The sequence below is a fragment of the Dehalobacter restrictus DSM 9455 genome, from assembly GCF_000512895.1.
In the GTDB taxonomy this organism is placed as follows: domain Bacteria; phylum Bacillota; class Desulfitobacteriia; order Desulfitobacteriales; family Syntrophobotulaceae; genus Dehalobacter; species Dehalobacter restrictus.
Genome location: NZ_CP007033.1, coordinates 135,238 through 160,826, shown reverse-complemented (window position 1 = coordinate 160,826; position 25,589 = coordinate 135,238). Strand labels below are relative to the sequence as shown.

Annotated in this window: 23 protein-coding genes; 17 read left to right on the top strand and 6 right to left on the bottom strand. The window is 44.3% G+C overall.

The features are described from left to right. The first annotated feature begins 2 nt into the window (after positions 1–2). Entirely contained in the window at positions 3–746 is a 744-nt protein-coding gene (locus DEHRE_RS00785; protein ID WP_242836999.1) for a TIGR03915 family putative DNA repair protein, read from the top strand. Positions 747–748: 2 nt separating this feature from the next. Here DEHRE_RS00785 and DEHRE_RS00780 read toward each other — a convergent pair whose 3' ends face one another. Together DEHRE_RS00780 and glpK are read right to left on the bottom strand one after the other, a co-directional pair. Next, a complete protein-coding gene (locus tag DEHRE_RS00780) occupies positions 749–1,477 on the bottom strand; it encodes a M48 family metallopeptidase (protein WP_242836998.1) in 729 nt (242 codons plus the stop codon). 156 nt (positions 1,478–1,633) lie between these two features. Next, positions 1,634–3,127 (bottom strand): glycerol kinase GlpK, encoded by a 1,494-nt coding sequence (glpK, locus tag DEHRE_RS00775; protein WP_025204943.1) that lies wholly within the window; start codon positions 3,125–3,127, stop codon positions 1,634–1,636. 174 nt (positions 3,128–3,301) lie between these two features. Here glpK and DEHRE_RS15135 point away from each other — a divergent pair, with 174 nt between their 5' ends. After that, positions 3,302–3,469, top strand: coding sequence for a class I SAM-dependent methyltransferase (locus tag DEHRE_RS15135; RefSeq protein ID WP_242836997.1), 168 nt, complete (start codon positions 3,302–3,304; stop codon positions 3,467–3,469). Further along, complete coding sequence (locus DEHRE_RS15130; RefSeq protein ID WP_345787669.1) at positions 3,466–3,801, top strand: protein-L-isoaspartate O-methyltransferase family protein; 336 nt, start codon at positions 3,466–3,468, stop codon at positions 3,799–3,801. The genes DEHRE_RS15135 and DEHRE_RS15130 overlap by 4 nt, the downstream gene beginning before the upstream one ends. On the opposite strand, the gene queF is transcribed toward DEHRE_RS15130, so the two are convergent. The 4 genes from queF to DEHRE_RS00750 form a co-directional block, all read right to left on the bottom strand. Continuing rightward, positions 3,785–4,249: a preQ(1) synthase gene (queF, locus tag DEHRE_RS00765; RefSeq protein WP_015042314.1), complete on the bottom strand. Its 465-nt coding sequence runs from the start codon at positions 4,247–4,249 to the stop codon at positions 3,785–3,787. The genes DEHRE_RS15130 and queF overlap by 17 nt on opposite strands. After that, positions 4,230–4,778: a VUT family protein gene (locus DEHRE_RS00760; protein WP_019224848.1), complete on the bottom strand. Its 549-nt coding sequence runs from the start codon at positions 4,776–4,778 to the stop codon at positions 4,230–4,232. The genes queF and DEHRE_RS00760 overlap by 20 nt, the downstream gene beginning before the upstream one ends. 169 nt (positions 4,779–4,947) lie before the next feature. Then, entirely contained in the window at positions 4,948–5,661 is a 714-nt protein-coding gene (locus tag DEHRE_RS00755; RefSeq protein ID WP_019224849.1) for a GntR family transcriptional regulator, read from the bottom strand. A 101-nt stretch (positions 5,662–5,762) separates the two neighbouring features. Further along, a complete protein-coding gene (locus DEHRE_RS00750; RefSeq protein ID WP_025204942.1) occupies positions 5,763–7,556 on the bottom strand; it encodes an ASKHA domain-containing protein in 1,794 nt (597 codons plus the stop codon). A gap of 344 nt (positions 7,557–7,900) precedes the next feature. Here DEHRE_RS00750 and DEHRE_RS00745 point away from each other — a divergent pair, with 344 nt between their 5' ends. From DEHRE_RS00745 to acsB, 14 genes are all read left to right on the top strand, one after another. Continuing rightward, positions 7,901–9,463, top strand: a complete 1,563-nt coding sequence (locus DEHRE_RS00745; protein ID WP_019224851.1) for a methylenetetrahydrofolate reductase C-terminal domain-containing protein — start codon at positions 7,901–7,903, stop codon at positions 9,461–9,463. Positions 9,464–9,563: 100 nt separating this feature from the next. Beyond that, positions 9,564–10,418, top strand: coding sequence for a formate/nitrite transporter family protein (locus DEHRE_RS00740; RefSeq protein WP_025204941.1), 855 nt, complete (start codon positions 9,564–9,566; stop codon positions 10,416–10,418). A 96-nt stretch (positions 10,419–10,514) separates the two neighbouring features. Beyond that, complete coding sequence (locus DEHRE_RS00735) at positions 10,515–12,191, top strand: formate--tetrahydrofolate ligase (protein WP_019224853.1); 1,677 nt, start codon at positions 10,515–10,517, stop codon at positions 12,189–12,191. A gap of 271 nt (positions 12,192–12,462) precedes the next feature. Continuing rightward, the gene (locus DEHRE_RS00730; RefSeq protein ID WP_019224854.1) at positions 12,463–13,095 is read left to right on the top strand and encodes a cyclodeaminase/cyclohydrolase family protein; all 633 of its coding nucleotides are present in this window, start codon (positions 12,463–12,465) and stop codon (positions 13,093–13,095) included. 5 nt (positions 13,096–13,100) lie between these two features. Then, positions 13,101–13,952, top strand: coding sequence for a bifunctional 5,10-methylenetetrahydrofolate dehydrogenase/5,10-methenyltetrahydrofolate cyclohydrolase (locus DEHRE_RS00725; RefSeq protein ID WP_019224855.1), 852 nt, complete (start codon positions 13,101–13,103; stop codon positions 13,950–13,952). A 192-nt stretch (positions 13,953–14,144) separates the two neighbouring features. Next, positions 14,145–14,948 carry a methyltetrahydrofolate cobalamin methyltransferase gene (locus DEHRE_RS00720; RefSeq protein WP_019224856.1) on the top strand — a complete coding sequence of 268 codons (804 nt, stop codon included), beginning with the start codon at positions 14,145–14,147 and terminating at the stop codon, positions 14,946–14,948. 90 nt (positions 14,949–15,038) lie between these two features. Next, a complete protein-coding gene (locus DEHRE_RS00715) occupies positions 15,039–16,004 on the top strand; it encodes an amidohydrolase family protein (protein ID WP_019224857.1) in 966 nt (321 codons plus the stop codon). Between the two features lie 545 nt (positions 16,005–16,549). After that, the gene (gene cooS, locus DEHRE_RS00710) at positions 16,550–18,514 is read left to right on the top strand and encodes an anaerobic carbon-monoxide dehydrogenase catalytic subunit (RefSeq protein WP_038603024.1); all 1,965 of its coding nucleotides are present in this window, start codon (positions 16,550–16,552) and stop codon (positions 18,512–18,514) included. Between the two features lie 87 nt (positions 18,515–18,601). Then, positions 18,602–19,375 carry an ATP-binding protein gene (locus DEHRE_RS00705; protein WP_025204939.1) on the top strand — a complete coding sequence of 258 codons (774 nt, stop codon included), beginning with the start codon at positions 18,602–18,604 and terminating at the stop codon, positions 19,373–19,375. A 5-nt stretch (positions 19,376–19,380) separates the two neighbouring features. Then, positions 19,381–20,148 (top strand): ATP-binding protein, encoded by a 768-nt coding sequence (locus tag DEHRE_RS00700; protein ID WP_038603022.1) that lies wholly within the window; start codon positions 19,381–19,383, stop codon positions 20,146–20,148. Between the two features lie 19 nt (positions 20,149–20,167). Further along, entirely contained in the window at positions 20,168–21,112 is a 945-nt protein-coding gene (gene acsD / locus DEHRE_RS00695) for an acetyl-CoA decarbonylase/synthase complex subunit delta (RefSeq protein WP_025204938.1), read from the top strand. A 50-nt stretch (positions 21,113–21,162) separates the two neighbouring features. Next, complete coding sequence (gene acsC, locus DEHRE_RS00690; protein ID WP_025204937.1) at positions 21,163–22,518, top strand: acetyl-CoA decarbonylase/synthase complex subunit gamma; 1,356 nt, start codon at positions 21,163–21,165, stop codon at positions 22,516–22,518. Between the two features lie 81 nt (positions 22,519–22,599). Next, a complete protein-coding gene (gene acsE / locus DEHRE_RS00685; RefSeq protein WP_025204936.1) occupies positions 22,600–23,385 on the top strand; it encodes a carbon monoxide dehydrogenase/acetyl-CoA synthase methytransferase subunit in 786 nt (261 codons plus the stop codon). 55 nt (positions 23,386–23,440) lie between these two features. Continuing rightward, positions 23,441–25,567 (top strand): acetyl-CoA decarbonylase/synthase complex subunit alpha/beta, encoded by a 2,127-nt coding sequence (acsB, locus tag DEHRE_RS00680; RefSeq protein ID WP_025204935.1) that lies wholly within the window; start codon positions 23,441–23,443, stop codon positions 25,565–25,567. Positions 25,568–25,589 lie beyond the last annotated feature (22 nt).

The following is a 25,589-nucleotide window of genomic DNA, read 5'->3' as shown; positions in this document are numbered from 1 at the left end:
AAATGGATTATTTATATGACGGAAGCTTTGACGGTCTGCTGACTTCAATATATTACAGCTATTATGAACAAAGAGCCCAGGGAATCTATCCTGAGGCTTCGTATCAGTTCAATATGTTCACGCCATCTACCGTTATCCAAAGTGATCCTGTGCTTGCTGCCAGGGTTTATGATGCGATAGACAGAAAAATTTCTGTCTACTCCTTAATGCAGATCTATTATGTATACCTCTCGAACAATACCGCTAAAGAAAACCTTATCTTAAAATACCTTCAGCTGGGCTTTCAGTTAGGTCCGAAAATTGACAGCATTCATTCTCATCCCGAGGTATTGCCGATCCGGCAAACAGCCAAGAAAGTATCTTTTGAAGCAGAGCGCTTTTTGGGGCTACTTCGCTTTACGGATACCCGCAGTTATCTTTATTCGGCCCTGGAGCCGGATCATAATATATTAATTCTTCTGGCCGACCATTTTGCCGACAGGCTAGCAGGCGAACGTTTCATTATTCATGACAAAAAAAGAAGCCTTGCGATCATCTGCAATAAAAAAGACTGGTACCTTTCCGATTTTTCCGAGGAAGCAGCCATTCCTGATTCAGAGACAGAACAATTATACCAGGAGCTCTGGGCTAAATATTTTACCCGTATCAGCATTGAAAACCGCAAAAATAAAAAGCTCCAATCCCATTTTATCCCCCAGCGCTATCGTCATAACCTGGTGGAATTTCGAAAATCGGAGCTGCTTTAATCTCATCCGTCCATCAATTCATTACAATGTTCTTTCAGCCAGCTTTTCCACTTCTTATAGTCCGGCAGAATTTGTTCCACGAATGCCCAAAATTCCTTGGAATGGTTCATGTACTTAAGATGGGCCAATTCATGAATAATCACATAAGCCGCAACCTGGTTCGGTGCCATGATAATGCGCCAATTTAAGTTGATGTATCCTTTGCTTGAACAGCTTCCCCATTTTGTTTTTTGATCCTTAATTCTAAGTTTTTGGTAGGTAATATCCAGCTGTCTGGCATAATATTCGACCTGTTCAGGAAGAAGCTTTTGGGCCTGCCGGATATACCATTCTTCCAGTATCTTTTTGGTTGATTGACTTTTCTTCTCTTTTGATAACCCCGGTGGAATGGTTACAACGATCCTGCTTCCAATAAACGATGCTGAGGAGCTTCCGGGTCCGGCCTTTTCCTCGATCAGCAGAGGATAATGCCTGCCCCTGTACAGTAGTTTTTCACCTGAAACATATTCCTTCGCAGCAGTTTCACCTGCTGCTGAATTTTGTTTTTCGATGTGCTTTAATATCAGGTCTTTATTGTTTTCCAGATATCGTCTGGCCTGGGTAAAAGTAATTTCGGCAGGAACAGAAACCTTTAACTTCTGATGTTTGATGGTAACAATCAATCTTTTTGCTTTGCTGCTTTTTCGAAGCTCATATTCAATTTGCCTTTTGCCTATACGAAGGTATTCCATTTTGCCTTCCACTTTACTCCCGAAAATAATGATATTGCCCTGTGCAAAAAATCAAGCAAGACTATTTTACTACGACTAAGGGGAAAAAAGAAACCTTTACGCCAATAAATATTATCTGAACATATCTGTTATTTGTATTTTCCGTTCATAATCCCATCATACGGTCCGATAGGTTGCCTGACTGACTGCCGCTTTCCACCCACTGAGGTATTGCTGACGCTCAGATTCGGTGATGTTCGAATCAGAAATAAAACGCCCTTTACTGAGGCATTTCAGCTCTTCTTTGTCCTTCCAGTATCCGGCTGCCAAACCTGCCAGATATGCTGCTCCCAAAGCCGTAACCTCACAAATTTCTGACCGTTCAACCGGAATACCGCTGAGATCCGCCTGAAACTGCAGCAGGAAATTATTATCGGCTGCACCGCCGTCTACTTTCAAGGCCTTAAGACGGATACCGGTATCCTTAGCCATTAACGCAAGAACATCATTCGTCTGATAAGCAATGCTTTCCAGCGCGGCTCTTACAAGGTGGAAGCGGTTTGCTCCCCGGGTAAGTCCGGTCACTATGCCGCGGGCATGCATATCCCAGTATGGTGCGCCGAGTCCGACGAAGGCCGGAACAATATAGACACCGTTCGTATCTTTGACCTGAGTTGCATAATACTCGCTTTCGGCAGAAGTTTTCAGCAATCCAAGTTCATCACGAAGCCACTGAATGACTGCTCCACCAATAAATACACTGCCTTCCAGCGCATATTCCACCCCGTTGTCAATTCCCCAGGCAATTGTTGTCAGCAATTTATTTTGAGACCGGATCATATTTTTACCGGTATTCATTAGGATAAAACAACCCGTACCATAGGTATTTTTAACCATTCCTTCTGTAAAGCAGGCCTGCCCAAAAAGTGCGGCCTGCTGATCACCGGCTATACCAGCTATCGGTATTTCAGCGCCAAATATCGAAGAATCTGTTACCCCGCAGCAGAGGCTGCTCGGACAGACTTCCGGCAGCAGTGATCTGGGGATATTCAGATAAGATAATATTTTGTCATCCCACGCTAGTTCCCTGATATTATAGAGCATGGTCCGGGAGGCATTGCTATAATCCGTGATATGCAGCCGGCCTTTGGTAAGATTCCAGACGAGCCAGCTGTCAATTGTGCCAAAAAGCAAATCCCCTTTTTCAGCCATCGCCTGTCCATCCGGAATATGATCGAGGATCCAGCGGATTTTCGTTCCGGAAAAATAAGCATCCGCAACAAGGCCGGTCGCATCTGAAATATACTCGTTTAAGGTACTGTTCAATATCTGCTCGCAAAGTTCCGTCGTTCTGCGGCATTGCCAGACAATCGCATGATAGACAGGTTTGCCGGTAAAACGGTTCCAAACCACAGTCGTCTCCCTTTGATTTGCTATCCCTAGCCCAACAATATCATCCGGATTTATGTCCGTCTGATCCAGAACCTCTCTGATAGCAGCCAGCTGGGTGTCCCAGATTTCCAAAGGATCATGTTCAACCCACCCCGGGAACGGATAGATCTGAGCAAACTCTTTTTGGGCTTTGCCTACGATCATTCCTTCATGGTTAAAAATGACAGCCCGTGAGCTTGTCGTCCCCTGATCGAGCGCAATAATATATTTTTGGACCATCTATGTTCCTCCATTAACCAGTTCAATGAGCCAAAGCCCGAATACTTTCCGTAAATAATTTTATTATACTATAATTATGAGAAAACAGGCCAAAATAATTCCAATCAGTACCCGATTAAGCTGAATAGATGAACACGGCCACCGAAATTATCAGAGGAAAGAAGTGATCAGACTATGCAAAACTGGCAGGAAAAAGCAGCTATACTTGTTGATGAGTATGTAGCTCCTCAAGGAGTTCATGGCAAACGCATCCTGGACGCCATTAAAAAAATCCCCAGGCATTTGTTTATCCCTGAAGATTTATGGTCCTACAGTTATGATGATGAACCGCTTCCGAGCTGAACTATCCGATCTGCAGTATCATTGCTGACGGCCGAAACGGTTATGAACCAAATGCACCATACCGGGGAATCATCGTAACGGCAGCGGCACCGGTCATTGAACCTTGCTGGCTTGAGCAACTCGATGTCGGCGGAAGAATCGTTGTCCCACTTGAAGCCGGCGAAGGGCTAGCCTGTCAGCGTTTGCTGGTCAGACAAAAGACCAGTACAAATCTGGAAGGCTATATTGACAGCTGGGATGACTACTGCCGCTTTGTACCGCTGCTCTCTGGGACAGCAGCGGGGACAAAAGAAGCGCTCCCATGTCCTCACTCGTCTATTTCCCGTACTTAAGCAGCCTCTTCACGGCAAATTCTACCCATTTGCTGTCCGGCTGTCCATAATTGCTGTAAGGATGAATGGAAATCCCTCCTCTGGGGCTGAATTCTCCTATAACCTCGATGTATCTGGGTTCAAGCAGCCGGATCAGGTCTTTCATGATGATGTTGACAACATCTTCGTGAAAACCTCCATGGTTGCGGAAACTAAAAAGATATAGCTTCAACGATTTGCTTTCTACCAATTTCTGATCCGGGATATAATTGATAATCATCGTTCCAAAATCCGGTTGGCCGGTAATCGGACACAAGCTGGTAAATTCAGGGCAATTTAAGCGGACAAAATAATTATTATCGGGATACTTGTTTGCAAAACTCTCCAGTATGTCCGAATCATAATCAAAAACATAGCGTGTTTGTCCCGATCCCAGAAGTGACAGGCCCTCAGTTTCCTTGTTTTTCATTTACGGTAACCTCCCAGTGGTTCTTAATCATAAACAGAATGCTTATTCCGAGCACTTGCATCAGACTCTTAACAGCAAACTGCCCCAGTACTGCATTCGGCACAAAATCCCAGGTCAGAATGCCTGAAATAAGCGGGGACAGACCAATTAATATAAAGACTACACTATCGAGAAAACTGCTGACAATCCCGCTCGCAAACACTTTACGCAGGAAAGAGCCTTTAAGCCTCGTATAAATTTCCGTGTCTGCCGATTCCGAGATCAAAAAGGAAATGGCTGAAGCCAAAGTAATGGTCAAAGTATCTCCAAGAAGTTTGGAGGAAACAGCCGATAGGACAAGAGCCGTGGTAATCGCCAGATAAGCAGTTTTTCGCCCGTACTTGCGCTGGATAATGTCCCTAAGTACCAGCGTCACCCCTATCAGCCAGCTTCCGTAAGGAATTAAAAACGGTCCTACCTGCAAAGGTGCCAGCGCTGCAGTAATGATATTCGCAATAATGATGGCAGCTAAATAAAGAATAAGCAACATTATTTTTCTCCTAATAATAAATAATGATCCAAAAGTGTGCCACCCCTTGCCGTCCATGGATGTTAAAATAAAAAGGGCATGTAACTGCCCTAAAACTACCAGACGATAGCTTCCCTAGTTTTGTTTAGAGACAGGATGGATGACGAACTGTCTTATTATGTTAAATGGTCTATTCCATATCGGTAAACGGCCAGGATGCGGATAGCTTGCAGCTGTCTCCTCGATAATAAGTAATACCCAGCCCGATTGGCTTATCCTGTGTATTAAACAGTCTTTGCTCAACAACCAAAAGTGGGAGGGCATTGTACAGGGACAGGTATTTTGATATTTTTTCATCAGGCATTTGGGCAGAAATTGTTAATTCTTTCTTAATCGCAAACAGAGAAGTATACCGAGAAACAATTTCCGGGAAAGTACTGTATTTGATTTCTTTTTCAACGATAGGCATTCCCTTGTAGTAAATCAGGTATTTTTCATCATATGCGACTGCTTCTCCATTGCTGTAATGGATCCGTTTAACCATAATTATTTTTTTGCTTTGGGGTATATTCAGACTGTCAATGAGTCTTGGTGTCGGCAGGATAATTTTAACTTCAATCAGCTTGGTTGTATCGATGGTGTTAATCAGATTTGCCATCTCGTTGTAATATAAGATGTATTTCTTGGAATCCGGCTCATTCACAAAGCTACCCTTGCCAGGGATAGAGGTGATATATCCCTCATTCACTAAGATTGCCAGACCCTTACGGACCGTCATCCGGCTCACGCCATAGGTATCGCATAATGAATTTTCTGAAGGGATCGCATCTCCCGGTTTCAAAACACCCTCTTTAATTTTTTTCTTTATCTCTTCAATAATATGTTGATAGATTGGTAATTCCATCTTCTTACTCCTCGGCAATTATTTAGTTATCATATATTATACATAGGAACAGATTAATAAATCCATCAATATTTTTTAAGCAACTAATTTATTTACTTTCTTTAAAAACCTGTATTCTGCAGATATTCCTGTTGAAAAGCAGGATTTGCCGCCAGGTCAAAATGCGTTATCTTTGCCAATAATATCAAAGTATTTATCCGTATATTTCTGGACAGTAGAAAATTCGATGCTCCGGCTCCTGCCGCATTGCCTATGGACCGGATGGGTACATTCGAAAAATTGGGAAACAAACCGAGTACCTGAGCACTTGGAGCGTCAATATAGTTGCCGAAGGCCCCGGCAATCAGAATTTCCTCAAGATCTTCTCCTTCCAGCCCATATTCTTTCATTAATAGCATGCATCCTGTATAAATGGCGCTTTTGGCAAGCTGTACAGCACGAATATCCTTTTGGCTGATGTAAATTCGGTCGTTATCACCGGACTGTCCCTCATCCATCAGGTAGAAAACGCTGACCCCGTCAAGATTTGCCAGATAATTGGCAAATCTTTGATTTTCCGGCCGACAAACTTTTAAATATTTGCCGGGAGACAGCAATCTGCCTTCTTTACTGATCAGCTCGGCTTTCAGCATTTCTGCAACTGCATCAACAATACCGGAGCCACAAATCCCTCTGGGCTGTTCTCCGCCAATGACTTTTAATTCAATTTTACCTTCCGACAGTTTTACCCGTTCGATGGCTCCGTTTGTTCCACGCATTCCAAAGCGGATCGTTGCTCCTTCAAGGGCCGGTCCGGCAGCAGTTGATGTGGCCAGCCATTTCTTCTCGTTCCCCAATAAAATTTCGCCGTTTGTTCCAAGGTCAATAATCAATCTGTTCCCTTGACGTTCCCCTTCAGGCAAAGCCAGCAGGACAGCCAAAGTGTCCGCTCCGACGAAGCCCCCGATCAAAGGTAAAAAATCAATAATGGCATTGGGATGAATGTTAAGGCTCAACTCCCGTGCTGTTGTTAACACTTCACTTAAAATCGTATTGGTGTAAGGCGTCCTGCCAAGCGATCCAGGATGCAACCCTAAAAAGATGTGCTGCATGGCACTGTTGCCGCAAATCACCATCGTATAGATATTTTCGGCGCTGATCTGGTTTTGCTGTATCGCTTCCAGAATCAGAGCGTTAATGGTCTCTGCCACTTTACGCTGAAGAATTTTTAGCCCTTCAGAATTCTTCATCGCCGCCATGATACGGGATATAACATCCGCGCCTTCCGTAATCTGACCGTTCAAGGCGGAATATACCCCTACTTTTTTGCCACTATTAAGGTCATATAAGTAGGCCACAACAGAGGTACTCCCAAGGTCAACGGCAAATCCATAATTGCTGGCTGAGGTGTCGCCCTGCTCAATATCAAGCAGCTGTTCGTCTCTTAAGACCAAAGTAATGCCGTCCATTTCCAGTTTCTGCATCAGCTGTGATAATTTTTGCAGAAGGCATAAAGCTGGCGTATTAATCCGGACCGGAACCTTGGCTTGAATATGTTCCCAGTCCCCGTAATAGAACGGTGTTTTTAGAAACTTCTTATCAATAAAAATCTTTTTAACCGGCGGATCGATGTTCAGCTCTGTTTCAATGCGGTCCGTTAAAATCGAGGCTTCATGTTTGTAGTCTCCATATTTAAGATAAACGATCAAGCCGTCGCTTACTGGTTCCTGACACGCCAATACTTCCTGCCGTATGCCGTCCCTTTCTATTTCAATTGTGCATTTTTTACATGTACCTTTTCCTCCGCATACAAGATCAAGCGGATATCCAAGACCTGAACAGGCAACAGCAACCGTATCATTCTCCTGGCATAAGATTTCTTTATTCTGGTTTGGAAATAGAACTTTTTTCATCATATTGTTTTCCTTTCTGTTATAATGAAACCTGCCATTTTCAGCGAAGGACAACCGTCTTTTTCCAAAAAATCATTCTAACATATCATATTATAAAACGTAACTTTCCTTCATTACAAGTCGGTAGTTTCAGGCTATTGTCGAAATAGAAATTATTTTCTAAAAAATCTCTTATTTTTTGTCTTTTAAATATATTGACTATTGAAAATTCGGATGATATATTAAAGTAAGCAAAACCCCTGTATATACAATAGTATACATTGTTTGGACGCAATTATCTCTTTTTATTTTCTTTATTTTTTATTTTCATGTTAGATTTTCGAGAATAATTGGAAAGGGGGATACTTATGGAGAACACTTTTCGTAAAGCAATACAGGACAACAATGAGTTTATTGTAACATGGGAACTCGTACCCGGCCGCGGCTCTAAAGAAGTTTCTCAGGAAAAAGCGCTTCAATTGGCGGAACAAGCTGCTAAAGGGAAAAAGATCCATGCTGTTAGTCTGACTGACAACCCGGGTGGAAGTGTCGGCATTAATCCTGAGGGCATTGGCAGGGAAATCAAAAGTTTAGGCATCGATGCAATTATTCACGTTGCCTGCAAGGACAAAAACCGCACGCAACTGGAAAGCCAGCTTTTTTCCCTGGAACGTTCGGGGCTCCATAACTTGTTGGTACTGACCGGCGACCATGATCCGGGTAATTTTTTCGGACGGCCCAAACCGGTTTTTGACCTTGATTCCACTCAGCTCTTGGCCTTTATCGCCAAGATGAATGACGGATTGGAACTCCCCACAGCTAAAGGTGTCAATAAACTTCAGCCAACCCATCTTTTTGCGGGTGCTGCTGTTTCACCTTTTAAAGCCACCGAAGCCGAACAGATGCTCCAGTACACCAAGCTCAGAAAGAAGATCGAGAACGGTGCTCAATTCATTATACCCCAAGTTGGCTACGATGTCAGGAAGTACCACGAACTCTATCAATTTGTGAAGCACAATAACCTGCGCGGATGCTTAATGGGAAATATTTACCTGCTGACTTATGGTGCTGCCAAAGCGATGAGTATGAATAAAGTCCCCGGATGTGTTATTACGGACAAGCTCGTTGCTGAACTGGAACAGGAAAAACAAAGCAGTGACAAGGGTGCCGCCGCCATGCTCGATAGGGCAGCGAAACTCTTTGCTATCTTGAAAGGTATGGGATACAAAGGCGTTCATCTCGGCGGGCATAATACGACGTACGAACAAGTTGAATATATTATTGACCGCGGAAACGAACTGGCCGCCAACTGGCAGGATTATGTCCGGGAGTTTGACTATCCTCAGAAAAACGGTTTCTATGTTTACGCCAAAGATGAAAAGACCGGCCTGAATACTGCTCAAAAATCCAATGACTACAACAATTATGAGAAGAGCTTTGATTTAAATTATAAGATGTCCAGAGTTGTTCACAAAATGATGTTTGAACCCAACAAAGGAATGTTCGGCTTTATGCGTGGATTTTGTCATGCCATAAAAGATTCTGCGTTGGAAAAACCTTTTCACGGCATTGAGCACTTTGCCAAATCCTGCATGTACAATTGCCAGGACTGTGGTGACTGTGCGCTGATTGATGTAGCCTACGTCTGTCCAATGGGCAACTGTCCCAAGAACCAACGGAACGGCCCATGTGAAGGAAGCTACAACGGCTGGTGTGAAGTGTATCCGGACAAGCAGAAGTGCATCTGGGTCAAAGCCTATTACCGCTTAAAAGGCTATTCTGAGGAAGAAAAGCTGAATTCCTATCATGTGAGCCCTTACAATTGGGAAAAACAGCATACTTCAGGCTGGATAAACTTTTTTGAAGGCCAGGACCACTCTGCGGAAAGACTTGGCATTAAACCTAGAACAAATTTCGAAGAAAAAGAATAAAGGTCATAAGGTTTAAAGGCCATTCAGTCTTTGTAACCGTCCTTTAAACTTTATGACCTTTTAAATCAGCCTAAATACACTTATAATAGGGGTAGGAGAAATGGAAAAAATGTTTAAGACTCCTTCAGAGATTACTGAGGGATTTGTAGAATATGGAAAGAATAAAACGAATTCTTCTATATTGAAATTGCTGCTGTTGGCAATCCTAGCAGGAGCCTTTATTGCCTTCGCGGCGGAAGGCTCTAATACTGCCATTCACACCATCACTTCTGTTGGCTTAGGCAAAGCACTCGCTGGTGCTTTATTTGCCACAGGACTGATGATGGTGGTTATCACCGGAGCTGAATTATTCACCGGAAACACCCTGATTGTGGTATCTTGTATGGAAAAAGAATCAAGATGGCTAAAGATGCTGCGGAATTGGACGATTGTCTATGTCGGGAACTTTATTGGTTCCATGCTTATCGTCCTGTTTATCCTTTACTCCGGCCAGTTTGACTTTTCCGCAGGTTTGCTCGGAGGGTTTACAATCAAAGTCGCCGCATACAAGACGGGCCTGACTTTCCCGAAAGCTTTCTTCATGGGGATCTTGTGCAACTGGCTGGTTTGTATGGCCGTTTGGATGGCGAATGCAGCCAAGGATATTACCGGTAAACTCCTCGCTATCTTTTTCCCGATCTGGCTGTTTATTACTTCCGGTTTTGAACACTGTGTAGCCAATATGTATTACATTCCTGCCGGCATTCTCGCCAAAGCCAACCCAACCTGGGTGGCCCAGGCTGCAACGCTCGGTGTAACACCTGAAAAACTTGCTCACCTTAACTGGGGAACGTTTGTTGTGAATAACCTTATTCCTGTTACGCTCGGAAATATTGTCGGCGGCAGCCTGTTTGTCGGGATTATTTACTGGATGAGTTTCATGTACAAAAAAAACCTACTGCTGTTATGGATATAGACCATCTTGTCCAGAAAAAATTTGATAGTGCTTACGTAAAATCTAAATAAAGTTAAGCAAAGATGTCCATAATTAAAAAAAGGGGGAAAACAATTAATGGCTTTCAAAAGTGATATTGAAATTGCCCAGGAATCAACCATGCTGCCTGTATTAGATGTAGCAAAAGAACTCGGAATCCCCGAGGATTATCTGGAATCCTATGGCAAATACAAAGCCAAAGTCGACTACAACTTATTGAATCAAAAAGCGGACACACCGAATGGCAAACTGATTCTGGTTACTGCCATCAACCCGACTCCTGCCGGAGAAGGTAAAACTACGACATCTGTCGGGTTAGGAGATGCTCTCCATTATCTCGGCAAAAAAACTGTTATTGCACTACGCGAACCATCCTTAGGCCCTGTATTTGGTGTCAAAGGTGGCGCCGCTGGCGGCGGTTATGCTCAGGTCGTACCAATGGAAGATATCAACCTTCACTTCACAGGTGATTTTCATGCCATTGGTGCTGCTAACAACCTGATTGCAGCGATGCTCGACAACCATATCCAACAAGGCAACGCGCTGGATATCGATGTTCGCAGAATTACTTGGAAAAGATGCATGGACATGAATGACCGTCAGCTCCGCTCCATTGTCAACGGACTTGGTGGCAAAGCCAATGGTACTCCGAGAGAAGACGGCTTTGACATCACGGTTGCTTCTGAAATCATGGCGATCATGTGCCTGTCCAGCGATATTGACGACTTCAAAGCGAGAGTTGAGAGAATCATTGTCGCCTACAACAGAAGCGGTGAACCCATAACTGCCGGTCAACTGAAATGTCAAGGTGCTGTTGGTGCCCTGATGAAAGATGCTTTAAAACCGAACCTTGTACAAACTCTTGAACATACACCAGCTTTCATCCACGGCGGACCGTTCGCGAACATTGCTCACGGCTGCAATAGTGTTATGGCGACCAAGATGGCTTTAAAACTTGGCGACTATGTTGTAACTGAAGCTGGATTCGGTGCTGACCTCGGCGCTGAGAAATTTATTGATATCAAATGTCGTTTAAGTGGCCTGCGTCCGGAAGCCGTTGTTATCGTTGCAACCGTTCGTGCGCTCAAATCCCATGGCGGCGTAGCTAAAGCTGATCTCAACAAAGAAAACCTGGAGGCCCTCAAAAAAGGCTTGCCGAACCTCTTAAAACACGTTGAAAACGTCACCGTCAACTTTGGTCTGCCTGCCGTTGTTGCGATCAATAAATTCCCGACCGACAGCGAAGCTGAACTGGCAATGATTGAAGACGAGTGCAAGAAACTGGGCGTTAATGTAGCCCTTTCCGAAGTTTGGGAAAAAGGCGGCCCTGGCGGCGCGAAACTGGCTGAAGAAGTCCTTCGCATCATTGACAGCCCGAAAAGCTTTAACTTTGCTTATGACATCAACATGGGCCTCAAAGACAAGATTACCGCAATTGCCACCAAGATCTATGGTGCAGACGGTGTTGACTTCATTGGCAGCAGCTCCGCAGATATCGAGAACATCGAAAAGATCGGCTATCGTGATGTTCCGGTCTGTATGGCGAAGACCCAGTATTCCTTGTCTGATGACCAGAAGAAACTGGGACGTCCATCAGGCTTCAGAATCTCGATCCGTGGCGTGAAGATTTCTGCTGGTGCGGGCTTTGCCGTTGCACTTACCGGGGACATCATGACCATGCCCGGCCTGCCGAAAGTACCGTCCGCTGAAAACATTGACGTAGACAGCACCGGTAAGATTTCCGGCTTATTCTAAGATAAAGTTTGATATTGTTTCCAATAAGAATGAGATGGCAGCTTTGTACTACCATCTCATTCTATAAATGCTCTTAATCTTTATTCACTGACGTTGTCTATGTATTACACAGACTAGTTTCTAGAGCAAGATGCCAGAATTTAAGCTTTGAGTATTTTGTAGAATACTTGTCTTAAGATAACATAACTATGGGATCGCTATATATTGGTTGCTCATGCAATAATCAGTAGCTAAAAATTTAGAAAAAAATGAAGAACAGGAGATGGATATTATGTTGAAAAAGAGCTGTATCGAATTTGTAGATGCTCTGTCTTCCAAAGAGCCGGTTCCTGGCGGCGGCGGTGCTTCTGCATATGTTGGCTCCATCGGCATGGCGCTGGGTGTCATGGTAGGAAGTTTAACTGTCGGCAAGAAGAAATATGCTGATGTTGAAGCCGATGTACTCGTCCTGATGGAAAAAGGCCAGAAGATCATTGAAAAACTGCAGGTTCTGGTCAAGGAAGATGCTGATGCTTTCTATCCGCTTTCCCAGGCTTACGGACTGCCCAAAAATACTGAAGAAGAAATCCGGATCAAAGAAGAAACCCTGCAGGCTGCTTTGGTTAAAGCAACACTTGTACCGCTTGATATTGTTAGATGCTGCACTGACGGCATCAATCTTCAGGAAGAATTTGCTCAGAAAGGCACCCGTATTGCGATCAGCGACGTTGGTGTCGGCGTAACCTTCCTGAAAGCTGCGCTCGAAGGCGCCAAGCTGAATGTCTTAATCAACACCCAAATCATGAAAGATCAGGTTCTAAAACAAAAAATCGAGACCGAACTGAGCGAACTTGTCACCACATATACCGCCAAAGCCGACCGCATCTTTGCGGAAGTTCAGAATGCAATTACGGGAGGTAAATAAGCAGCATGACTCAGATTCTTAACGCTAAACCCGTTGTCCAGGCCATGAAAGAAAACCTCCAGCAGGAAGTTGCGGCTTTAAAAGCTGAAGGCATCAACCCGACCTTAGGCATCATTCGCGTCGGCAGCCGTCCGGACGACGTTTACTATGAAAACAGTATTATTAAAAACTGCGATAATCTTGGCATTGCAACCAAGACCTATCCTTTGGACTTAAATATCAGCATGGAAGAATTCACAAAAGTCATGACGGGGGTCAACAATGACAGTACCGTTCATGGCATCATGCTGTTCCGTCCACTACCGAAACAGCTGGACGAAGAAGTCATCAAGCACCTGATCTCGGCAGATAAAGACATTGACTGCATGAATCCACTGAACCTGGCCAAGGTATTTGAAGGCGATATGAGCGGACTCCTGCCCTGCACGCCCGCAGCATGTATGGAAACCTTGAGCCATTACGGCTACAATCTTAGCGGCGCGAATGTAGTGGTCATGGGAAGAAGCCTCGTTGTAGGAAAACCACTGGCCATGATGCTCTTAAAAGAGAATGCGACCGTAACGATGTGCCATTCCAAGACCAAAGACATGGCTGGAATTGCGAAGAAAGCGGACATCATCATTGCTGCAATGGGCAGAGCCAAAATGATCGATGACAAATACGTATCCGAAAACACTGTCGTCATCGACGTTGGCATCAACGATGCCGGTGACGGCAAGATGTGCGGGGATGTCGATTATGATGCAGTCGTGAACAAAGTCAGTGCGATCACCCCTGTACCGGGCGGCGTAGGTTCGATTACCACCGCGATTTTGATGAAAAACTGTCTGCGGGCAGCCAGAAAAAAACACTGGTAAACCTTGTTGACCCAGCAATTTAAATAGTCTATGAAAGATAGAATATGTAGGATACTTTTATTTTTTAAATCTAAATCTTTTTAGAATATAGGTATACTTTGTCGAAAAAGATATTGACCGTATGTAGAAACAATGTTAAACTCTAAGCGCATACCTGTATATACAAATTTCATAAAGGAGTGAATTTGATAAATGATTATTATTGGTGAAAAAATCAATGGTACAATCCCTATCGTGAAAAAAGCGATTGAAGAGAGAGATGCTAACTTTATCCGCCAGCGTGCGATTGACCAGACCAATGACGGCGCCCACTACCTAGATGTCAGTGCCAGTACATCACCTGATGTTGAAGTGGAAACACTGAAATGGTTAATGGATATTGTTCAGGATGCCGTTGACACTCCGCTCTGTATTGACAGCCCGAATCCGCGTGCAATTGAAGCTGTTTTTAAATATGCCAAGAGACCGGGGCTTATCAATTCCGTTTCCATGGAAGGCGACAAATGCGATGTCATTTTCCCGCTTATCAAGGGAACGACCTGGGAAGTCATTGCGCTGACTTGCGACAATGACGGAATTCCCAAAGACGTTGACACCAGAGTCAGAATTGCTAAGCAAATGGTTGAGGAAGCTGCTAAATATGATATTACTCCTGACAGGATGCATGTCGACCCCTTGGTCATTGCTTTGTCTACTGATAACAATTCTATGTACTCCTTTAATGAAAGCATGACAAGAATCAAAGAAATGTACCCGACAATCAAAATCACTTCCGGTTTGAGCAACATCTCTTTTGGAATGCCTTTAAGAAAAGTTGTCAACCAGAACTTCCTGGCCCTGGCTACTTTCTTTGGTATGGATTCCGCGATTATGGATCCCTGCAGCAGAGATATGATTGCAACCCTGCTTGCAACTGAAGCATTAATGGGTAAAGACAAGAACTGCAGAAAGTTCAGCACCGCTTTCAGACAAGGTAAAATTGGTCCTGTGAAATAAAGATCGACGAGAAAAATGAAATGTTGTGACCACTAGAAAGGCGGTCCCCTTCTGGTGGTCTGCAAAACCTTTTAAAGCCAGGTGAATAAAATGATTAAAAACATATTGGTTGACGCCCATGTTCATTTGGCTTTAGATGGAATAGCTTTTCAAGAGGCACGTCTGCAGCACAAAGATAACCCCAATCCAACTATAATTACCAATTTCCTTAGAAAATATAAAAAAATGGGGATTTGTGCACTGCGCGACGGAGGAGATAACTTAAATGTATCTCTTCTGGCCAGAGAACTGGCCCTTGAAGAAGGAATGATTCTCCGGACCCCTGGTTTTGCGATCTACAAACAAGGATGCTACGGCAGTTTCTTAGGCAAGCCGGTCGCCGATATGGCTGATTTCAAAAATGTTTTTAAAAAGCTGCTTGCGTCAAATCCTGATCATCTTAAGATACTACTGACCGGACTTGTAGATTTTAATCAATTCGGGAAAGTTGACGGCTCACATTTCAGTTATGATGAAATGTACTACATGATACAGACGGCAAAGGATCAAGACCTTCCCGTAATGGTCCACACTAATTCGGCAGAAGCAGTTGGTATCGCTGTGAAAGCCGGTGCAAATACAGTTGAGCATGGTTATTTTCTGACAGAAAATGAATTGCAGCTGATGCTGGAACACGATACCATCTGGATTCCTACGTTAGCACCTTTGGGAAACCTGATTACTTCAAAAGACAGCCGCTTTACAGACCAATTGCCGAATATTGCCCGGATTTATGATGCTCAGAAAGCTCAAGTCAAAAAAGCCTTTGAATTGGGCGTAAAAATCGCCGTTGGCAGCGATGCGGGTTCATACGGGGTATCCCATGGAAAAGGTTTTTATGATGAAGTCGATCACATGGTTATGACAGGAATAAGTAAACACGCCGTTTTGGAGCTGGCCACTGCAAACGGAATCGGCGCTTTAAATCTCAACAATAAAGAATTAGATTATATATTCCAAGCAAAAAAATCGATTGAGTTGAGGAATTATGATGAAGACAGTAGTGATTTGCTGTAAAATGTTGAAAAACGAGCTTTCTGCCATCATCGGAAAACTGGCATACACTATCCTGTCGTCTAGATCTCCTCAGAATATCATAACATCCCGAGATCCTAACCATACGTGCTAAGTTACTAAGTGAGATCGATAAGTAAGATCTTGTGAAAAAATTCTTTTAGTGCAATTATCCTTGTATATACAAAAATATACAGGCCTATACAGATAACTTTTTTAATTTTTATTTATATACAAGTATATATAAATTATGCTGTTAAGAATTGAATTATTGCTATTCAGCCCCCCATTTCGTTCATTAACAACGGATCAATATATTCCCAAAAAATTTCGTACTATAATAATCTTAAATATATAATGTCATTTTTATACCATTTTTACTGCCAGAGATAAAGCTTTGATCCTTTAAAAAAGTTTGTGAATTTACTCATAAATGGCCCGATTTGAGTTAAAACCTCAGTACACGACACTTTTTACTTTAAGTATTAGCCATCTGTAGCAGCTAAACGATTTAAAGACAACGTATGGTTATTGAAGGAGGAAACGCAATGGACGAAAAATTACTGGACGAAACAACACTGTCAGTAGATTTAGCTACTCAAGAACTTTACGTCAAGGCCCGAAATGACGGTTCTGAAACACTCTGGGACAGAAAAGCCGCTCTCAAAAACCAATGTGGTTTTGGTGAGCAAGGTGTATGCTGCCGGATTTGTACCATGGGTCCTTGCCGCGTCAGCCCGATTCCAGGAAAAGGCGTTCAAAAAGGTATTTGCGGCGCCACTGCGGATGTTATTGCTTCCAGGCATTATGCCCGAATGGTAGCAGGCGGTTCATCTGCACACTCCGATCACGGCAGACATATTGCCCATGTACTTCATATGGCAAGTCGGGACGGAGATTATCAAATCCGTGACGAGAAAAAACTGCTGAATGTTGCAGCCAGATGGGGTGTGGCTACAGAAGGCAAAGATATCTACCAGGTTGCCCATGACGTTGCTGAAGCAGCTCTGAATGACTTTGGCAAGCCTTTTGGTTCGATGGTTATTCCGCCAAGTATTACTAAACAAAGATTAAAAGTCTGGGAAGATAATGATATCCTCCCCGATGCTATTGACAAAGAAGTTGTATCGATTATGCATGCTACACATATGGGCTGTACCGCTGATGCTGAAAGCATGATCAATCTTTCCATGCGGACATCTTTGACCGACGGTTGGGGCGGTTCCTATATCGGTACCGAATTCAGCGATATTATCTTTGGAACCCCGATGCCGAGAGAAATTGAAGCCAACATGGGTGTTATTGAGAAAAACATGGTGAACATTGTCTTGCATGGTCATGAACCCAGTTTATCGGAAATGATCGTTGTTGCCGCTGATGACCCTGAGCTAAAAGCTCTTGCCAGGGGTGTCGGTGCAGAGGGAATCAACCTGGTCGGCATTTGCTGTACCGGCAATGAAGTCGCGATGCGTCACGGCATTAAAATTGCCGGGAATTTTAATCAGCAGGAGCTCGCGATTGTTACCGGTGCCGTTGAAGCCATGATTGTGGACGTTCAATGTATCTTCCCTTCCCTGGCCAACCTGGCTCAATGTTACCATACCAAATTTATCACCACCTCAAAACTTGCCAAAATTAAAGACGCCGTTCATATTGAATTTGATGAGAACAACGCCTATGAATGCGCAAAGGGAATAATTCGGAAAGCAGTAGAGAACTATACAAACAGAAAGCACGAAAAAGTTTCCATCCCAACACATAAATCAACCGGCATGATCGGTTACAGCAACCAGGCTATTATTGGCCAGTTGGACCGCGTTGTCAATTCTTATACGCATAAGCCAGGCACGTTTGAACCATTGGCGCAATGCTTGGTCTCTGGTGTATTAAGAGGCGCAGCCGGTGTCGTCGGCTGCAACAACCCGAAGGTGAAAGGTGACCACAGCCATATCGAAATTATTAAAAAGATGCTCGCCAATGACGTAATTGTTGTTGTTACCGGCTGTGCGGCTCAGGCTGCTGCCAAAGCTGGTCTCTTAAGCAAAGATGCCGTCAAGTATTGCGGAGTAGGATTACAAAAAGTATGCGAACTGGCCGATATTCCTCCTGTTCTGCATATGGGTTCCTGTGTTGACAACAGCCGTATCCTTGAGCTGGTTGGTGAAGTAGCCAAGATTCTGGGACTCGATATGAGCGAACTGCCGGTTGTCGGTGCAGCTCCGGAATGGATGTCCGAAAAAGCTGTCGCAATCGGTACCTACGTGGTAAGCTCCGGAATCGATACCTTTCTAGGCGTTGTTCCTCCGGTAACTGGAAGCCCGGAAGTTACGGATATCCTGACAAACAGACTGGAAGACTGGGTAGGGGCAAAATTCTACTTTGAAACAGATCCGGCTGTAGCCGCAGAAAAAATGCTGGCCAGAATTGAAGAAAAGAGAGCCAAAATCGAAGCGCTTAACGTTCAGAGAATGAATGTTACCGACTATGACGACTTAGCTCCTGCCGGCTTTTAAAAAACGCGGCCATGGTCGTTTTTTTGCCAGAAGAATTTCTTCAGGCAACAGATAACAAAAGATAAATGATGCGTCGGGGTGATTTAAATGAAGATAGCAATTACAGGTAAAGGTGGCGTCGGAAAAACAACTTTTGCAGCAATTCTAAGCAGGTTGTATGCAGCGGAAGGCTACCGGGTCCTGGCAGTTGATGCCGATCCTGATGCCAATCTGGCTTTAGCCCTTGGTTTTCCTGACGAGATTATTTCCAAGATCGTGCCGATTGCCGAAATGAAAGAACTGATTGCAGAAAGAACAAGTACCCCGACCGATTCCTTTAGTAAAATATTCAAATTAAATCCTCAGGTAGATGATATCCCGGACAAATACTGTACCTGCTGTAACGGTGTAAATCTGTTGACGATGGGTACCGTCGAAAGCGGCGGCAGCGGCTGCGTTTGCCCGGAACATGTCCTGTTGAAAAGACTTACTTCTCATTTAGTCCTGCAAAATAAAGATGTTGTCGTTATGGATATGGAAGCCGGGATTGAGCATCTCGGCAGAGGAACAGCCCAGGGTGTGAATACCTTTATTGTGGTCGTTGAGCCCGGAGCTAGGAGTCTCCAAACGTACCACAAGATTAAGAAATTAGCTTCCGATATTGGCATACCGAAAATTTATGCTGTGGGCAACAAGATCAAAAACGATTTGGATAAAGCGTATATCCTCGAAAATATCGATCCTGAAGCCTGCCTGGGCTTTATCTCTTACAACGTAGACGTCGTCAATTCTGACCGGCCAGATCAGTCTCCCTTCATGAACAGCAAGATTGTTGAGGAAGTCAAAGCAATTAAGCTCTGCTTTGATCTAGAAAAGAGGTAGTTTCGATGGGAAAAACGATTGCGGTAGCAGGTAAAGGCGGAACCGGAAAAACAACCATTACTGGACTTCTGATCGATTACCTTGTAAAAAACAAGCAAGGACCTGTACTTGCTGTCGATGCAGATGCCAATGCTAACTTGAACGAAGTGCTGGGAGAAACAATCGAAGTTACGCTTGGAGAAATCAGAGAAGAAGTCAATTTAAGAGAAACTATGCGTGACGGCTTTCCTGGAGGAATGACCAAGGCCCAGTACCTTCAGTACCAACTGAATACCGGTATTACTGAAGGAAATGGTTATGACCTCCTCGTCATGGGAAGATCCGAAGGCAAAGGCTGCTACTGTTTCGTCAACGGGATTTTACGGGAACAGCTGGACAAAGTCTCTGATAAGTACAACTATGTCATAATTGACAATGAAGCCGGCATGGAGCACCTCAGCCGCGGAACAGCAAGAAACATTGATATTTTGATTCTCGTCAGTGACTGTTCGCGCCGCGGTGTCCAGGCGGTAGGCCGTATTAACAAGCTGGTCAAAGAACTAGGTTTAAAAGTAGCTCAACAATATTTAATTATCAATAAAGCCCCGGATGGGAAATTAAACGAGGGAATTATTGAAGAAATTTCCTTGCAGGGATTGGGACTGCTGGGAATCATTGCCCTGGATCCATTGATATATGCGTATGATTCTCAGGGAAAAGCCTTGGTTAATTTGCCTGATGACAGTTTATCAAAACGGGCAATTAAAGATATCTGCCAAATAATTGGTTTATAAGAAGAAGGAGGAGATTCTAGTGGCTTTTAAAACCTCAGTCCAAAAGTATAGTGGAAGCATTTACAACTTGGAATTAGGGACAGGGGAAAACACCTTAGCGCTCGGTGGACAGAATGTGTTTCCGTTTTACAGTTTTGACGGTGATACCGGTAGTGGTACAAAGATCGGTTTAGAAATTCTTGATGTTTACCCGGAAAATTGGGTAAAAGGCCTTAAAGAGCTTTATGGTTCGGTTGTTGGAAATACTGTAGAATGGGCCAAATATGTGGAAGAAAAATTTGCACCTGATTTCATTTGCTTACGGTTTGAAGGCGCAGATCCGAACGGCCTAAATAAATCCTTTGAAGAATGTGCCACTCTGGCTAAGGAAGTTGCTAATGCTGTTAAACTGCCTCTTGTTATTGCCGGGACACAAAATTATGAGAAAGACCTTAAATTATTTGAGAAAGTAGCCCAAGAGCTGGAAGGTAAAAATGTCCTTCTGTTATCCGCTGTTGAAGATAACTATAAGAATGTTGCCGCAGCCGGCGTAACAGCTTATAAACATAAAGTAGCGGCTGAGTCCTCGGTTGACATCAACCTGGCTAAGCAATTAAACATTTTAATCAACCAACTGGAAGTCAAAAACGAAAATATCGTAATGAATGTCGGGACCGCACCTGTCGGTTATGGTTTTGAGTATGTCGCTTCAACCATTGACAGAATCAGACTGGCTGCTTTGGGTCAAAATGATAAAACCTTACAGATGCCGATTATTACACCGGTTGCTTTTGATACCTGGGACGTTAAAGAGTCTGCCTCTACAGAGGAAGATTCTCCGGAATGGGGCTGCCAGGAAGAGCGTGGAATTGCCATGGAGGTTTCCACCGCCGCCAGTGTTATCGCCGTCGGTTCCGATGCTGTTGTTCTGCGTCATCCGCGTTCCGCAGAGACGATCCGTGCTTTGGTGAATAACCTGAAATAATTAATATTTGAAGACTTTGATAGTAATTTGATTCAAGGAGGAAAATGAAAATGGCAATGTCCGGATTGGATATCTATAAACTGACTCCCAAAACCAACTGTAAAGAATGTGGCTTTCCTACCTGTATGGCTTTTGCGATGAAGGTAGCAGCCGGCGGTGTAGAAATAAGCAAGTGTTCGCACATGAGTGATGATGCGATGGCAAAGCTCTCTGAGTCCACGGCTCCCCTGATGAAGATCGTGACTTTCGGCAAAGGAGAAGCCGAATGTAAACTTGGCGGTGAAACTGTTCTTTTCCGTCACGAGAAAACCTTTGTCAACCGCAACAGATTTGCTGTACTGCTTTCCGATGCGATGTCCCAGGAACAAATTGATGCGAAAATCGCCAATATGAAAAACGTCGACTATGTCCGAATCGGCGAAGAAATGAAAGCTGAAATTGCTGCCCTACAGTATGTTGGAAACAAAGACGCTTATCTGGCTTTAATCAACAAAGTCAAAGCTTCCGGTTTAAAAGTAGCCTATATGCTGGTATGCGCCGATGTTTCCGTGCTGAAAGATGCTTTGGAACTGGTCAAAGATGAACTCCCGATCGTATTCGGTGCTAACAGCAACAACTATCAGGAAATGGTTGCTTTGGTCAAGGAGCTCAAACTGCCTCTCGGCTTAAAAGCCCCCTCACTTTCTGAATTGTATGATCTGGTTGAAAATGTCCAGAAACTTGATTACAAAGAATTACTGCTGGATATCAGCAACGCTTCCGCACGTGAAGCTTTTACCAACGCTGTGCAGATCCGCAGAACAGCTTTAAAAGAACAAGACAGAACCTTTGGTTATCCTTCCGTAGTCTTTGTCAACGAGCTGGCCAAAGGCGACAAATTTATGGAAGTTGCTCTGGCCTCCCTGTTCACCATGAAATATGGTTCCCTTATTGTTATGGACGATATGGATTACACCCGCGCTCTCCCGCTCTTCGGTTTAAGACAGAATATCTATACTGACCCGCAGAAACCGATGAGAGTTGAACCGGAATTCTATCCGATCAATAACCCTGGCGACAACTCACCTGTTTTGATTACGGTCGACTTTGCCCTGACTTACTTTGTTGTTTCCGGTGAAGTGGAAAGATCCAAAGTACCGGCCTGGATGGGAATCCCTGATGCCGGCGGTTACTCTGTACTGACAGCATGGGCCGCAGGCAAGTTTAGCGGCTCGGTCATTGCCAAATTCATTAAAGAGTCTGGCATTGAAAGCAAAACGAAATGCAGAAAGCTTATTATCCCTGGAAAAGTTGCCGTTCTGAAAGGTGACATCCAGGACAGTCTTCCTGACTGGGAAGTTATCATTGGTCCTGATGAAGCCATGCATCTTCCTAAATTCTTAAGGACGATGGAAGGCATTAACTGAACTGAAAAAGATACGAATTAACCTGAAGTATTAACTCGAAGTATTCTGTTCTCAATAAAAAATTTCGGAGGTGCTCCTAACATGGATAGATTTTTAATAATTGGTGAAAGAATCCACTGTATTTCTCCAGTCATTCGGCAGGCCATCGCTGACCGTAATCCTGCCCCGATTCTCCAGAGAGCTAAAGAACAGCTTGATGCCGGTGCTGTTTACCTCGACCTGAATATTGGACCTGCCGAAAGAGACGGCGAAGAAGTCATGGCCTGGGCCGTTCAGCTTCTGCAGAATGAATTTGATAATGTTCCGATTTGTTTGGATACAGCCAATAAAAAAGCAATTGAAGCCGGTATCAGAGTCTACAACCGTTCCAAAGGCAAACCGATTATCAATTCTGCCGATGCCGGTCCAAGACTGGGGCTCTTAGAAGTCGCCGCCGCCAACGATGCCATGGCTATTGCCCTGTGTGCTAAAGACGGCATTCCTTCTGACGTTGAAGAACGCATCACCTACTGCACCGAAATGCTGGAAAAAGCAATGATGCTCGGTATCGACCCGATGGATCTCTTATTTGACCCGCTGTTTCTGGTCATCAAGGGCATGCAGGAAAAAGCACCGGAAGTCCTTGAGACCATTCGCCAGATCACGGAAATGGGCCTCAGAACCAATGCTGGATTAAGCAATGTCTCCAATGGTGCTCCAAAACATGTCCGTCCGATCATTGACGCCACCTATTGTGCAATGGCCATGCAATGCGGTCTGACTGCAGCCATTGTAAACCCTTGCGACCACAGGCTTATGGAGACAATCAAAACCTGTGACATGATTAAAGGCAATATGTTATATGCCGATTCCTACCTGGAGCTATGATTGATAGTCTTGTCTTGCAACGGCCTGGGGGAATTCTACGGAAAGGGGAATATACATGAATTTATATAGCACCATATTTGCAGGCGCCAAGCAAGCTCTCGATACTGCTGCCGGATATGTTGAAAAAGCAATCTCCTTAAAAGGAAGAGAGCATAAAGTTGCTTTTCCGGATACCGCTTACTCCCTGTCCCTTATTTATGCCATTACCGGCAAAAAAATAGGCACCCTGGGAGAACTTGAAGGTGCTTTAGACCTTGTCAGAAGCCTTATTGTGGAAAAAGAACAGCTTCGAGAAGCAGAGAATGCCGGCATGGCAGCTGCTGTCTCTTCCGAAATTATTGAAGCTTTAAAGTATGTCGTGGACGAAAAGCCCTATGAAGCTCCGTGCATGGGTTTTTTGACGGATGCGATTATCCGCGGTTGGGGTGTTGGTCTCGTAATGGACGATATCCCGGGGCAAGCGGTTATCATTGGTGAGTTTCCGGACCCCGAATCAGCCGCCAAAGTCATCAAAGAATACCAAGCTAAAGGGCTTTTAACCTTCCTTGTCGGTAAAGTCATCGATCAGGCCATTGAAGGCGGGGTCAAAGTAGGACTTGAGTTCAGGGTCATGCCTTTAGGTTATAACATGACCTCTGTAATCCACGTCGTTACGGTAACCATCCGCGCTGCTTTAATCTTTGGAGCCTTGACCCCTGGCGACTGGGAAGAATTCAAGCGTTATACCTATAAAAGATTGAAAGCTTTTGTCAATGCAGTAGGACCTTTAAGCAATTACAAAGTTGCTGCAGGCGCAGCTGCGATTAACCTCGGCTTCCCGGTTGTAACCGACCAGGATGTTGCCGAAGTCCCGATGAAGCTTATCACCCAAAAAGATTACGATAAAATGGCTGCAACTTCCCTTGAGATCAGAGGCATTAAGATAAAGATCACAGAAATTCCGATTCCGGTTGCTTTTGCTGCTGCTTTTGAAGGAGAGAGAATCAGAAAAGATGCTATGTTTGTTGAATTCGGCGGCAGCAAAACAGAGTCCTGGGAGCTTGTTACGCAAAGAGAAGCCAGTGAGATTGAGGATCATAAGATTGTGATCATTGGTGACGATATTGACACCGTGCAGCAGGTCCCCGGAAGAATGCCTCTGGCAGTACTCGTCGAAGTAGCCGGCAAGAGCATGCATTCAGATTTTGAGCCGGTTCTGGAAAGAAGAATCCACTATTTTATGAACTATATTGAAGGCATCATGCACGTCGGCCAGAGAGACGCCACCTGGATCCGTATCAGCAAGGATGCTTACGAAAAAGGCTTCAGACTACGCCATTTTGGTGAAGTGCTGTATGCCAAGATGCTGGACGAGTTTGGCGCAGTCGTCGACAAATGTCAGGTCACGATTATTACTGATCCTGACAAAGTCAAAGAAGTGAAAACCCAGCAGGTTGTTCCCAAATATGCAGCAAGAGACGAGCGTATTGCCAGTCTGACTGATGAAAGTGTCGACACTTTTTATACCTGTATTCTTTGCCAGTCCTTTGCCCCTTCCCATGTGTGCATTGTTACACCGGAAAGACTAGGATTATGCGGCGCCGTAAGCTGGCTTGATTCCAAAGCTACTTTTGAGCTCGATCCAACCGGTCCTTGTCAGCCAATTAACAAAGGTCCTGTTGATGATCCTGTCAAAGGTATCTGGCAAGAAGTCAACAAAACCGTGGAACGGCACTCCCAAGGCGCTTTGAGCCAGATTACGCTGTACAGTTTACTGGAAGATCCGATGACTTCCTGCGGCTGCTTTGAATGTATTGCTGGCATTATGCCGGAAGCCAACGGCATTGTCATCGTGAACAGAGAGTTCTCCGGCGTATCTCCGGTGGGCATGACGTTCGGCGAACTGGCTTCCATGACAGGTGGCGGCGTTCAGACTCCTGGATTTATGGGACACGGCAGACAGTTCATCTCCTCCAAAAAATTCATCTCAGCTGAAGGTGGTCCTGGGCGTATTGTCTGGATGCCAAAAGAGCTTAAAGAATTTGTTGCTGACAAACTGAATGCAACCGCCAAAGAGATGTATGGAATAGACAATTTTGTCGATATGATCTGCGATGAAACAATTGCTTCAGAATCCGAAGCAGTCTTAGAGTATTTAAGTGAAAAAGGTCACCCTGCCTTAACAATGGATCCGCTGATGTAATTTAAGCAGTACTGTTATAGGA

Coding starts and splice junctions, on each gene's coding strand:
- DEHRE_RS00730 (WP_019224854.1), top strand. CDS start 12,463: ATGTTGAAAAAGAGCTGTATCGAATTTGTAGATGCTCTGTCTTCCAAA.
- DEHRE_RS00705 (WP_025204939.1), top strand. CDS start 18,602: ATGAAGATAGCAATTACAGGTAAAGGTGGCGTCGGAAAAACAACTTTT.
- DEHRE_RS15135 (WP_242836997.1), top strand. CDS start 3,302: ATGCAAAACTGGCAGGAAAAAGCAGCTATACTTGTTGATGAGTATGTA.
- DEHRE_RS00715 (WP_019224857.1), top strand. CDS start 15,039: ATGATTAAAAACATATTGGTTGACGCCCATGTTCATTTGGCTTTAGAT.
- queF (WP_015042314.1), bottom strand. CDS start 4,249: ATGAAAAACAAGGAAACTGAGGGCCTGTCACTTCTGGGATCGGGACAA.
- DEHRE_RS00760 (WP_019224848.1), bottom strand. CDS start 4,778: ATGTTGCTTATTCTTTATTTAGCTGCCATCATTATTGCGAATATCATT.
- DEHRE_RS00780 (WP_242836998.1), bottom strand. CDS start 1,477: ATGGAATACCTTCGTATAGGCAAAAGGCAAATTGAATATGAGCTTCGA.
- acsC (WP_025204937.1), top strand. CDS start 21,163: ATGGCAATGTCCGGATTGGATATCTATAAACTGACTCCCAAAACCAAC.
- DEHRE_RS00750 (WP_025204942.1), bottom strand. CDS start 7,556: ATGATGAAAAAAGTTCTATTTCCAAACCAGAATAAAGAAATCTTATGC.
- DEHRE_RS00725 (WP_019224855.1), top strand. CDS start 13,101: ATGACTCAGATTCTTAACGCTAAACCCGTTGTCCAGGCCATGAAAGAA.
- DEHRE_RS00755 (WP_019224849.1), bottom strand. CDS start 5,661: ATGGAATTACCAATCTATCAACATATTATTGAAGAGATAAAGAAAAAA.
- DEHRE_RS00745 (WP_019224851.1), top strand. CDS start 7,901: ATGGAGAACACTTTTCGTAAAGCAATACAGGACAACAATGAGTTTATT.
- glpK (WP_025204943.1), bottom strand. CDS start 3,127: ATGGTCCAAAAATATATTATTGCGCTCGATCAGGGGACGACAAGCTCA.
- DEHRE_RS00740 (WP_025204941.1), top strand. CDS start 9,564: ATGGAAAAAATGTTTAAGACTCCTTCAGAGATTACTGAGGGATTTGTA.
- acsE (WP_025204936.1), top strand. CDS start 22,600: ATGGATAGATTTTTAATAATTGGTGAAAGAATCCACTGTATTTCTCCA.
- cooS (WP_038603024.1), top strand. CDS start 16,550: ATGGACGAAAAATTACTGGACGAAACAACACTGTCAGTAGATTTAGCT.
- DEHRE_RS00720 (WP_019224856.1), top strand. CDS start 14,145: ATGATTATTATTGGTGAAAAAATCAATGGTACAATCCCTATCGTGAAA.
- DEHRE_RS00735 (WP_019224853.1), top strand. CDS start 10,515: ATGGCTTTCAAAAGTGATATTGAAATTGCCCAGGAATCAACCATGCTG.
- DEHRE_RS00700 (WP_038603022.1), top strand. CDS start 19,381: ATGGGAAAAACGATTGCGGTAGCAGGTAAAGGCGGAACCGGAAAAACA.
- acsB (WP_025204935.1), top strand. CDS start 23,441: ATGAATTTATATAGCACCATATTTGCAGGCGCCAAGCAAGCTCTCGAT.
- DEHRE_RS00785 (WP_242836999.1), top strand. CDS start 3: ATGGATTATTTATATGACGGAAGCTTTGACGGTCTGCTGACTTCAATA.